The 6,292-nt window shown below is 60.3% G+C and carries 6 protein-coding genes; 3 read left to right on the forward strand and 3 right to left on the reverse strand.

The window, feature by feature from the left end; all coding sequences use genetic code 11:
* Positions 1-49 precede the first annotated feature (49 nt).
* From hisA to GVL50_RS25620, 3 genes are all read left to right on the forward strand, one after another.
* Entirely contained in the window at positions 50-799 is a 750-nt protein-coding gene (hisA, locus tag GVL50_RS25610) for a 1-(5-phosphoribosyl)-5-[(5-phosphoribosylamino)methylideneamino]imidazole-4-carboxamide isomerase (RefSeq protein ID WP_053116589.1), read from the forward strand.
* Between the two features lie 90 nt (positions 800-889).
* A complete protein-coding gene (gene hisF, locus GVL50_RS25615) occupies positions 890-1,660 on the forward strand; it encodes an imidazole glycerol phosphate synthase subunit HisF (RefSeq protein ID WP_053116590.1) in 771 nt (256 codons plus the stop codon).
* 82 nt (positions 1,661-1,742) lie between these two features.
* Positions 1,743-2,498, forward strand: a complete 756-nt coding sequence (locus GVL50_RS25620) for an ABC transporter substrate-binding protein (RefSeq protein WP_053116591.1) — start codon at positions 1,743-1,745, stop codon at positions 2,496-2,498.
* A 188-nt stretch (positions 2,499-2,686) separates the two neighbouring features.
* Here GVL50_RS25620 and GVL50_RS25625 read toward each other — a convergent pair whose 3' ends face one another.
* Genes GVL50_RS25625 through GVL50_RS25635 form a run of 3 tightly spaced genes read right to left on the reverse strand, consistent with a single transcriptional unit; the run spans position 2,687 to position 6,106 of the window.
* Positions 2,687-3,463 carry a divergent polysaccharide deacetylase family protein gene (locus GVL50_RS25625; protein ID WP_159815488.1) on the reverse strand — a complete coding sequence of 259 codons (777 nt, stop codon included), beginning with the start codon at positions 3,461-3,463 and terminating at the stop codon, positions 2,687-2,689.
* Positions 3,464-3,465: 2 nt separating this feature from the next.
* Complete coding sequence (locus tag GVL50_RS25630) at positions 3,466-4,785, reverse strand: S41 family peptidase (RefSeq protein WP_053116593.1); 1,320 nt, start codon at positions 4,783-4,785, stop codon at positions 3,466-3,468.
* A 34-nt stretch (positions 4,786-4,819) separates the two neighbouring features.
* Positions 4,820-6,106 (reverse strand): murein hydrolase activator EnvC, encoded by a 1,287-nt coding sequence (locus GVL50_RS25635; protein WP_053116594.1) that lies wholly within the window; start codon positions 6,104-6,106, stop codon positions 4,820-4,822.
* Positions 6,107-6,292 lie beyond the last annotated feature (186 nt).

Below are 6,292 nucleotides of genomic sequence, written 5' to 3' on the forward strand. Positions count from 1 at the left end.
TCGCAGCTAGTCGCTTGCAGCTTGCCGCTCTTTTGACGAAGGAAAAAGCATGCTGATTATTCCCGCTATCGATCTTAAAGACGGTGCCTGCGTACGTCTGCGCCAGGGCCGCATGGAAGATTCCACAGTGTTCTCCGATGACCCGGTGAGCATGGCTGCCAAGTGGGTGGAGGGCGGTTGCCGCCGTCTGCATCTGGTCGATCTCAACGGTGCGTTTGAAGGCCAGCCGGTCAACGGCGAAGTGGTTACCGCGATCGCCAAGCGTTACCCGACCCTGCCGATCCAGATCGGCGGCGGCATCCGTTCGCTGGAAACCATCGAGCACTACGTCAAGGCTGGCGTCAGCTACGTGATCATCGGCACCAAAGCCGTGAAAGATCCTGCATTCGTCGCTGAAGCCTGCCGCGCGTTCCCGGGCAAGATCATTGTTGGTCTGGACGCCAAAGACGGCTTCGTCGCCACCGATGGCTGGGCGGAAATCAGCACCGTGCAGGTCATCGACCTGGCCAAGCAGTTTGAAGCCGACGGCGTCTCCTCGATCGTTTATACCGACATCGCCAAAGACGGCATGATGCAGGGCTGCAACGTGCCGTTCACCGCTGCGCTGGCCGCTGCCACCAAGATCCCGGTGATCGCGTCCGGCGGCATCCACAATCTGGGTGACATCAAATCGCTGCTCGACGCCAAGGCGCCGGGCATCATCGGCGCCATCACGGGTCGCGCGATTTATGAGGGCACGCTGGATGTGGCAGAAGCCCAGGCTTTCTGCGATAGCTACGCGACCAGCTCCAAGCTGTAAGCTGCGAGCTGCAAGTTAGAAGCGCGACCGCGTCCGCTCTTTCTTGCAGCTTGAAGCTTGAAGCTTGCAACTCTTAATCGGAGATTAAGCATGGCTCTGGCCAAACGCATCATCCCTTGCCTGGACGTGGACAACGGCCGGGTCGTCAAAGGTGTGAAGTTCGAGAACATCCGCGACGCCGGTGACCCGGTAGAAATCGCCCGTCGCTATGACGAGCAGGGTGCCGACGAGATTACCTTTCTCGACATCACCGCCAGCGTCGATGGTCGCGACACCACGCTGCATACCGTCGAGCGCATGGCCAGCCAGGTGTTCATCCCGCTGACCGTCGGCGGTGGCGTGCGTACCGTGCAGGACATTCGTAATCTGCTGAATGCCGGTGCGGACAAGGTGTCGATCAACACCGCTGCCGTGTTCAACCCGGAATTCGTTGGCGAAGCCGCGCAGCATTTCGGCTCGCAGTGCATCGTCGTCGCCATCGACGCCAAGAAGGTTTCCGGCCCGGGCGAAACCCCGCGCTGGGAGATCTTCACCCACGGCGGGCGCAAGCCGACCGGCCTCGACGCGGTCGAGTGGGCGAAGAAAATGGAAGGCCTTGGCGCCGGTGAAATCCTGCTGACCAGCATGGATCAGGACGGCATGAAAAACGGTTTCGACCTCGGCGTGACCCGCGCGATCAGCGACGCGCTGGGCATTCCGGTGATTGCTTCCGGCGGTGTCGGCAACTTGCAGCACTTGGCTGACGGCATTCTCGAAGGCCACGCCAGCGCTGTGTTGGCGGCGAGTATTTTCCACTTCGGCGAATACACCGTGCAGGAAGCCAAGGCCTACATGGCTAAACGCGGCATCACGATGCGTTAAGCGTCAAAATCGATACAGGCCAGTGGACACCATGGCGCACCCAAGGCACTCTTGGGCACGCCATGGATTTCGGTAGCCCAACATGATCAAACGCCTGCTTCTAGTTCTCGCCAGCGCCTCTCTGTTGCTCATCAACACGGCCCGCGCCGAAACCAGTCCCGACACCGATCTGGTGCTCCTTACCGAAAACTTCCCGCCGTACAACATGGCGAAGAACGGCAAAAATTTCGCCCAAGGCGAAAACATCAACGGCATCGCCACCGACATCGTTCGGGAAATGTTCCAGCGTGCCGGCGTCACTTACAGCCTGACCCTGCGCTTTCCTTGGGAGCGCGTGTACAAGCTCGCCCTGGAAAATCCTGGTTACGGCGCCTTCGTGATGGCGCGCCTGCCGGATCGCGAAAAACTCTTCAAATGGGTCGGCCCGATCGGCCCGGATGACTGGATCCTGTTGGCCAAGGCCGACAGCAAGATCACCCTCGAAACCCTTGAGGACGCGCGCAAATACAAGATTGGCGCGTACAAGGGCGATGCGATTGCCGAGACACTGACCAAGCAGGGCTTGAAGCCGGTGGTGGTGTTGCGCGATCAGGACAACGCCAAGAAGTTGGTCAACGGGCAGATTGATTTGTGGGCGACGGGTGATCCGGCGGGGCGCTATCTGGCGCGACAGGATGGGGTGACGGGGCTGAAGACGGTGCTGCGCTTCAACAGCGCTGAGCTGTATCTGGCGCTGAATAAAGATGTGCCGGAAGAAACCGTGAAGAAGCTCCAGGCCGCGCTGGATCAGATGCGCAAGGATGGTGTGGTGGATGACATCATGGGACGGTATTTGTAGCGCTTATCAGATCGCTACCCCCTCACCCCAACCCTCTCCCCCAAGGGGGCGAGGGGGAAAGGGAGCTGATCTATGTGCTTTTCAAAACCTGAGTTCGACTCGGTATTGCAAGTCGGTGCAGCTGTCCCAATCAACTCGGTCAGCTCCCTCTCCCTCCGGGAGAGGGCTGGGGTGAGGGGCTTCTAAAGTCAGCGGTAAACGCCATCCTTGCCATGAGCCGCAGTCGCCTTGTTACTGCGCACACTGATCATCTGCCGGATATCAATCCACTCAATCCCCTGAGCCTTCAGCTTCGGCAATTCGCGCTCCAGCACCGCCAGTGTCTGCGGGTAAGGATGCCCGATCATCACTGCCGAACCCTGCTTGTGCGCCAGGCTGATCGCCGTCTGCAACTGCGTGTAAATCGCCGCTTCCGTGCGCTCATCATCAAGAAACACATCCCGCGAAACACTCGCCAGATCGATCTTCTGCGCCTGCTGCGCGGCGACGGTTTGCGCACTGGTGCGGCTGTCGACGAAAAACTTGTGGCGGCGCTGCAACTCGCCCATCAACCACGCCATCGCCACTGGTTGCGCAGTCATGCGGCTGCCCATGTGGTTATTGATGCCAGCGGTGTACGGCACCATTTTGAACGCGGCGTTCAGGCGTTTTTCCAGTTCTTCGATGGGCAGTTCGGGATGCCAGGCGTAAGGCCCGGTGGCCGGATCCATTGGCATGTGCAGGATGACGATCTTGCCGGCGCGATGGGCCTCGCGGGCAAATTCGGTGGCGTGCGGGGTGTCGGGCATGATCGCCGTGGTCACCGGGCCGGGCAGGGCCAGCACGCGGCGATCCCTGGGCAGGTTTTGCCCCAGGTCATCGATGATCAGACTCAGGTAGGCCTTGTGAGGCTTCGGGCTGACGGGCTCTGCGTGAGCAGCACCCGCCAGACAGCACAACAGAACGAAGACGAAACGCAAAGACATCCTCAACGGCCGGACGTAATGCTCAGCCCTTTGAGCAGGCTCAGGGCCTGGGCCAATTGGTAGTCATCATCTTGCGGCATGGCTTTAGGCTTGGCGCCCGAGCCGGTCGGTTTGTCGGCGCCGCCGTTGCCGTTACCCAAGTGACCTTGCAGGTCGGCTTCTTTGAAGTAATCGCCGTCCGCCTCGTTGGTGATTTTCGCTTTGCGCACTTCGATGTCCGGGACGATGCCCTGCGCCTGAATCGAGCGGCCGTTCGGCGTGAAGTACAGCGCGGTGGTGATCTTCAGCGCGCGGTCGTTGTTCAGCGGCAGCACGGTTTGTACCGAGCCCTTGCCGAAACTGGTGGTACCCATGACCACGGCGCGTTTCTGATCCTGCAAGGCGCCGGCGACGATTTCCGAGGCCGAGGCGCTGCCACCGTTGATCAACACCACCATTGGCACCGCTTCGCTTTCGTCTTTGCCGGTGGCGGAGAAGCGCAGTTCGGAGTTGGCGATGCGACCCTTGGTGTAAACGATCAGGCCTTTGGTGATGAAGTGGTCGACCACTTCCACCGCTGCCTGCAACACGCCGCCGGGGTTGTTACGCAGGTCGAGAATGATGCCGTTGAGCTTCTTGCCGTTGTCCTTGCGCAGCTTGGCCAGAGCCTTGGAGACCTCTTCGCCGGTCTTGACCTGGAACTGGGTGATGCGGATGTACGCATAGCCGGTTTCCAGCAGCTGCGCCTTGACGCTCTTCACCTGAATCACTGCACGGGCCAGGGTCACGTCGAACGGCGTGCCGCCATCGCGAACCAGGGTCAGGGTGATTTTCTGGCCGATCTTGCCGCGCATCTTGTCGACGGCTTCGGTCATGGTCTGGCCGCGAGTCGGCTGGCCGTTGATCTTGACGATGAAGTCACCGGCCTGAATACCGGCTTTCGATGCCGGGGTGTCGTCGATTGGCGAGACCACTTTGATGAAGCCGTCTTCAGCGCCGACTTCGATACCCAGCCCGCCGAACTCTCCGCTGGTGCTTTCCTGCAGTTCGGTAAAGTCCTCTGGGCCGAGGTAGGCCGAGTGCGGATCAAGGTTGCTGAGCATGCCCTTGATCGCGTTTTCCAGCAGGGTCTTGTCGTCCACCGGCTCGACGTAAGCGGCTTTGATCCGATCCATGACCTCGGCAAAGGTGCGCAACTCTTCCAGCGGCAACGGCGCCTTGGAGGTCGCGGCTGTGCCTGCCGGAGCGACGGCCGGAGCCGGTTGAGCGGCGAACGCCAGAGGCGCGCCGATCACCAGGGCGATCGTCAGGGCCAGCGAGGTAAGACGGGACAAATGCAGCATGTCGAACGAACTCCTAATGTAGGTGACTCAACGCCTATCCTTGCGCGCGGCACCATTGCGCCGGATCACTCGGGTGACCCTGCTGACGAATTGCGAAATACAGCGCTGATGTGTCCTGACCGCCACTGTTACCGACAGTGGAAATCGACTCACCGGCTTTGACCACGTCACCCGCTGACTTGAGCAGCGTCTGGTTGTGGCCGTAAAGACTCAAAAAACCGTTGCCGTGATCGAGGATCACCAGCAGCCCGGCGCCACGCAACCAGTCGGCGAACACCACGCGACCGCCGTGCACGGCATGCACCTGGCTGCCGGCGGCGGCGCTGATCATCACGCCATCCCACTTGGTACGGGCGTCGTCGCCACGGCTTTCACCGAAGCGCGCCAGTAGTCGACCATCAACCGGCCAAGGAAGTTTTCCCCGGGTTGCAGCAAAAGCGCCACCGAAGGTCTCGCCGCTGCTGGAAACCAGCGCGCCGGGCGTCGATTTGGCGGGTTTTCGTGGGGCGTCGGTGTTTTCCGCCTGCGCCTCACGCAAGCGCTTTTTTTCCGCTTCCTGCTGGGCGATCAGCGCTTTCTGCCGCGCTTCTTCTGCCTCACGGGCCTGACGGGCCAGGGTTTCTTCAATGGTTTTAAGGACTTTAGACAGGTCTGCCTGATCCTGCTCGCGTGCGGCGAGTTTCTGATCGCGGGCCTTTACGTCGTCATTGAGCTTGGCGAGCACCTGCTGACGTTCCTTGCGGACTTTTTCCAGTTCGTCGCGCTGGGTGTCGAGGCTGCTTTTCTGCACCAGCAATTGCGCTTGTTGCGCGGCGATGTCCTGTTCGACATTGGCCAGTTGGCGCAGGGTTTCGTTGAAGTTCTTCAGCTGCTCCAGGCGGGCCTGGCTCAGGTAATCGTAATAGGTGAGGGTGCGGGCGAATTTCTCGGGATTCTGCTGGTTGAGCAGCAGCTTGAGGTATTCCTGCCGACCGTTCTGATAAGCCGCACGGGCCTGAATGGCGATCAGTCGCTGCTGTTCAGTGCGCGCGCTCTGGAGTTTTTTTTTCTCTGCATCGAGTCGCTGCAGCTCGGATTCGCTTTTCTGCAGTTCTTTCTGCAGCGCATCGACCTGCTTCTGCAGCTTGCCCAGCTCGGTTTCCGTGCCCTTGAGCTCTTTCTGCACGCCGGATTTTTCTTCCTGAACTTTGCCCAGCAGCTTTTTCAGCTCGGCAATGTCCTGACGCGTGGCGTCCAACTGCTGTTGGGTTTGCGCGCGCTCGTCAGCGAAGGCCGGTTGGAGCAGGCATGTCAGAGCAAGGGCGATCAGGACGCGAAGCATAGGGGCGGGCGGCACCAGGGTAAGGGACGGCCTAGTATGCCCGCCCGAGGCTGCAAAAAAAACGCCCAATTGGGGCTGTGTGATAACTGGAGCAGATTCGGTATTGAAAATAGCGCAAAACCAATGTGGGAGCGGGCTTGCTCGCGAATGCGGTGGGTCGGGCAACATTGAAGTCGACTGATCTAC

The organism is Pseudomonas sp. 18058 (assembly GCF_902706155.1).
Lineage (GTDB): Bacteria > Pseudomonadota > Gammaproteobacteria > Pseudomonadales > Pseudomonadaceae > Aquipseudomonas > Aquipseudomonas rustica.

Bases quoted from the DNA above. Each gene is read 5' to 3' on its own strand.
- hisA (WP_053116589.1), top strand. From the start codon at position 50: ATGCTGATTATTCCCGCTATCGATCTTAAAGACGGTGCCTGCGTACGT.
- hisF (WP_053116590.1), top strand. From the start codon at position 890: ATGGCTCTGGCCAAACGCATCATCCCTTGCCTGGACGTGGACAACGGC.
- GVL50_RS25620 (WP_053116591.1), top strand. From the start codon at position 1,743: ATGATCAAACGCCTGCTTCTAGTTCTCGCCAGCGCCTCTCTGTTGCTC.
- GVL50_RS25625 (WP_159815488.1), bottom strand. From the start codon at position 3,463: ATGTCTTTGCGTTTCGTCTTCGTTCTGTTGTGCTGTCTGGCGGGTGCT.
- GVL50_RS25630 (WP_053116593.1), bottom strand. From the start codon at position 4,785: ATGCTGCATTTGTCCCGTCTTACCTCGCTGGCCCTGACGATCGCCCTG.
- GVL50_RS25635 (WP_053116594.1), bottom strand. From the start codon at position 6,106: ATGCTTCGCGTCCTGATCGCCCTTGCTCTGACATGCCTGCTCCAACCG.